Genomic DNA, 3,708 nt, shown 5'->3' with positions numbered 1-3,708 from the left:
CGTGGCCATGCCCGGCCCGCGCACCTTTACCGGCGAGGACGTGGCCGAAATCCACTGCCACGGCGGTCCTGCCGTGCTGGCGGCGGTGCTGGAGGCGGCCTGCGCCTGCGGCGCACAGCTTGCCGGCCGGGGCGAATTCACCCGACGGGCCTTTCTGAACGGACGCATGGACCTGACCCAGGCCGAAGCCGTGGCCGAGATGATCGCCGCGCCCGCACAGGGTGGGCTGCGCCTGGCCCAGGCACGGTTGCAGGGGTTGCTGGGCGCGCGGGTGGCGGAACTGCGGGCGCGCCTGCTGGACCTGCGCGCGCAGGTGTGTGTGGCCGTGGACTTTCCGGAGGACGAGGTGGACTGTCTTGCCCCCGAGGCCTTCGTGGCCGAATGCGATGCCGTTGCCGCCGGGGTGCGCGGGCTGTTGTCCGCCCACCAGCGGGGCCGCTGCTGGCAGGAGGGCGCGCTGGTGGTGCTGGCTGGCCACGTCAACGCAGGCAAGTCCAGCCTGATGAACGCCCTGTTGGGGCGCCGCCGGGCCATCGTCACCGACATGCCCGGCACTACGCGCGATTTCATCGAGGAGCCGGTGCAACTGGCCGGGCTGCCGGTGCGCCTGGTGGACACGGCAGGCCTGCGTGACACCGGCGACATCGTGGAGCAGGAGGGCGTGCGCATCAGTCGCGACCTGGTGGCTCAGGCCGACCTGGTCCTGCTGGTGGTGGACGCCGCAGTCGGGCTGGGCCATGCCGAGCGCGAACTGCTGCGCCACGTGCGCGACCAGCATGCTCACGCGGGCAAGCCGGGCGGGCAGGTGCTGGTGGTGCTGAACAAGACCGATCTTGCTGCTGAGGCGGGGGGTGCCGATACCCCCTTTCAATGCCCGCAAGAGGCGGAGGGCTGCCCCTGCGTGGGCGTATCCGCCTTGCGTGGGCTGGGGGTGGACGAACTGGCCGTCGCCGCGCGGGCCATGGTGCTGGCGGGCCTTGGCGGGGCCGGTTCCGGCGGAGAGCCGGAGTCCGGCGATATTGCCCCCAACCTGCGCCAGGCCCAGGTGCTGCGCCGTGCGCTGGACGAACTGGATGCCCTGATGGCGGACGTCCGCGCCGGGGTGCCCTACGACCTGTGCTCGGTGCGGCTGGACGGCGCCTGCGCGGTGCTCTCCGAAATCACCGGAGAGACCACCCCCGCAGAGGTGCTGGAGCATATTTTTTCTTCGTTCTGCATCGGCAAATAGGTGATCTCGTTACAAGGAGCCCTTTCCCACGGCCTGACCGCCCGCAGGGCGCCCGGCGTGCCCGTTGGGCGAGCCTGCGAACCCTGCGGGTATCGAAAGCAGATCTGTCAGATCATTTTTTATTCCGGGCGTGTACGATAGGAGTGCGTGTTGCGGGCGCCATCCGTAAGGCTCGCAGGCTCGCATAACGGTTGCCGCACGCCCGCCATGAAAAACTGGTCTTCCTTGGGAGAGAACAAGAATTCCATTTGTAACGGGAGCATCACGAAGTAAGCTGGCCATCCCACCCGTTGTGACCTGCGTCACTGACCGGAACCCGACGCCGTGCCACGGTGCACGCATGGCGGACACGCCACAGGAGTATCATGTCCGATCGCGCTCCCTCTCCCTTCATCGTCAACGGTTGCCGCGGTACGACCGTTGCCTCCTCTCGCGGGGGCACCTGCCGCTTTTCCCTGCCCGTGCCGGAAGGCTTTCTGGCCCGGCTGGAACGGGTGGTGGCCGAAAGCGGCTGGCCGGACTTCCTGCGCGACGTGGTGCGCGGTCCCATCCTGCACCATCATGCCTTTCGTGTGGCGGTGTCCGCGTGTCCCAACGGCTGTTCGCGCCCGCACATCGCGGACGTGGGCATCATCCGGGCCTGGACGCCGGGCCGCGCCACCGATGCCTGCACCCGGTGCGGGCTGTGCGAGCGGCTGTGCCCCGACCACGCCATGACGGTTGAAGATGACGGGCCGCGCCTGCACCCTGAAAACTGTCTTTCCTGCGGACTGTGCATCAAGCGCTGCCCGGAAAAGGCCTTGCCCGTGGCCCGCGAAGGTTGGCGGGTGGTGGTGGGCGGGCGCCTTGGGCGCCGCCCGCGGCTGGCCACCGAACTGGACGGACTGGACGACGTGCCCGGCGCTTCCGGCTTTCCCGGCCAGTCGCACCTGCTGGACGACGACGGCGTGGTGCGCGCCCTGCGCAACGCGCTGGCGTGGTACATGCGCGAATACCGGCTGCACCTGCGCTTTGGCGACCTGGTGGCCTCCGACCCCGCCACGGCGGCGCGTCTGGCGGGCTCCCTGCCGGGGCCTGTGCGCACCCCTGAAAAAATGCCCCCCATGCGCTTCGATGCCCCGGACCCGGCAACCGGCGAAGGGGAGGACGGGACGGGTCAAACCCCGTAATTTCTCTTTTCGCGCGCATGGACAGCCATCCTCCCGATTCCCGCAGCCCGCAGGCGGCCACGACACCGTCGCACGACGGGGGCAATACCCCGGCGAACTGTTCGGGCATCGGGACGGGCAGGGGGATGGATACCGGGTCTCCCCCCGGGAACCGCCCGGCCATGCAACCGCAATGTGACGATCCATTCCGGCCCGCACCGCCGTGTCCGCCCCCCGATGACGGGTCGGGCGGCGGCGCGGGCCGTGCCGCGTTCTGGTCCGTGACAGGGCCCTGCCTGCTGGCCTTTGCCCTGCTGGCCGCCCATGCCGTGCGCTCCGGCGACTGGGGCATGGCTGCGGCGTGGGGCGTGCTGGCGGGGCTGGCCTGCACCCGGCTGGCCTGGGCGCGTCTGGTGATGTGTGCCGCGCTGTTCGCCGGGGGACTGTTCTGGGTGTCCGTGGGCGTTGACCTGGTGCGCTTCCGCATGGCCTTCGGAGCGGACTGGCTGCGCCTTGCGGCCATCATGGCGACGGTCACGGGACTGACCATGGCCGCATGGTGGCGGCTGGCGGGGGATGCGGGGCGGCTGCGCCATCACCTCGGTGCGGATACCGCATGGCCGAGGGCCGTCGCCTTCCTGCTGGCCGCCGGGCTGCTGTGGCTGGCCCGCTGGCGCGCATCAGGCATCGTATTGTTGTTGTCCGACCGCTTCCTGCCCGGCTCCGGACCGCTTCAGATCGCACTGGCCGGGGTGTATGCCGCGTGGGTGACCGGGCTGCTGCTGGACCCCGCGCGTGCGCGCAAGGCCCGTCCGCGCCTTTGGGCGCTGTTTTCCGCCGTGTTCTTCGGGCAGCTGGCCCTGGGGCTGCTGGGCGCGCACCGCCTGCTGATGACCGGGGCGCTGCACCTGCCTGTGCCAGCGCTGATACTGGCCGGGCCATTGTTCCGGGGCGAGGGCGTGTTCATGCTGGTGCTGTTCGGCGTCTCCGTGCTGCTGCTGGGTCCGGCGTGGTGCAGCCACCTGTGCTACATCGGCGCGTGGGACGATGCCTGCTCGCGCCTGCGCGGGGCAGCCGCGAAGGCGCAAGGCAAGGGCAGGAGGGGCAAGGGCCCTGCGCTCCTGCCTCGCTGGGCTGTTGTGGTGCGCTGGTGTCTGGCCGTTGTGGTGTTTGCCGCAGCCTTCATCATGGGCCGGACCGGGGTGCCGGTGGGCGTTGCCGCCACCGCCGCCGGGCTGTTCGGGCTGGCCGGGGTGGCGGTGATGGCGGGGCTGAGCACGCGCCGGGGCATGATGGTGCATTGCACCGCCTTCTGCCCCATGGGCGCCATGG

Annotated in this window: 3 protein-coding genes; all 3 read left to right on the top strand. The window is 70.3% G+C overall.

What is annotated here, in order from left to right:
• A partial coding sequence (gene mnmE, locus FVW27_RS10235) for a tRNA uridine-5-carboxymethylaminomethyl(34) synthesis GTPase MnmE (protein ID WP_167124866.1) occupies positions 1-1,228 on the top strand: 1,228 nt, incomplete at its 5' end.
• 365 nt (positions 1,229-1,593) lie between these two features.
• Positions 1,594-2,397, top strand: coding sequence for a 4Fe-4S binding protein (locus FVW27_RS10230; RefSeq protein ID WP_167124864.1), 804 nt, complete (start codon positions 1,594-1,596; stop codon positions 2,395-2,397).
• A gap of 260 nt (positions 2,398-2,657) precedes the next feature.
• A partial coding sequence (locus tag FVW27_RS10225; protein WP_341806120.1) for a 4Fe-4S binding protein occupies positions 2,658-3,708 on the top strand: 1,051 nt, incomplete at its 3' end.

The organism is Nitratidesulfovibrio liaohensis (genome assembly GCF_011682075.1).
Taxonomy (GTDB): Bacteria; Desulfobacterota; Desulfovibrionia; order Desulfovibrionales; family Desulfovibrionaceae; genus Cupidesulfovibrio; species Cupidesulfovibrio liaohensis.
Note: the sequence above shows the minus strand (reverse complement) of the source record. Positions and strands in the feature narration are given on the sequence as shown.